The organism is Exiguobacterium sp. HSB13 (assembly GCF_056764755.1).
Genome location: NZ_JBUZOM010000054.1, coordinates 1 through 255 on the forward strand (window position 1 = coordinate 1; position 255 = coordinate 255).

Consider the following 255-nt stretch of genomic DNA (forward strand, 5'->3'; position numbering starts at 1 on the left):
TATGAAGGGCGTACGGTGGATGCCTTGGCACTAGGAGCCGATGAAGGACGCGACGAACAGCGATATGCTTCGGGGAGCAGTAAGTATGCTTTGATCCGAAGATTTCCGAATGGGGGAACCCACCATCCGTAATGGGATGGGACATGTTACATGAATACATAGTGTAGCGTGAGGCAGACCCGGGGAACTGAAACATCTAAGTACCCGGAGGAAGAGAAAGCAAATGCGATTCCCTGAGTAGCGGCGAGCGAAACG

1 rRNA gene is annotated in these 255 nt (G+C 52.5%); it reads left to right on the forward strand.

The features are described from left to right. Positions 1-255 (forward strand): 23S ribosomal RNA (locus ACZGCQ_RS17025); the annotation flags it as partial.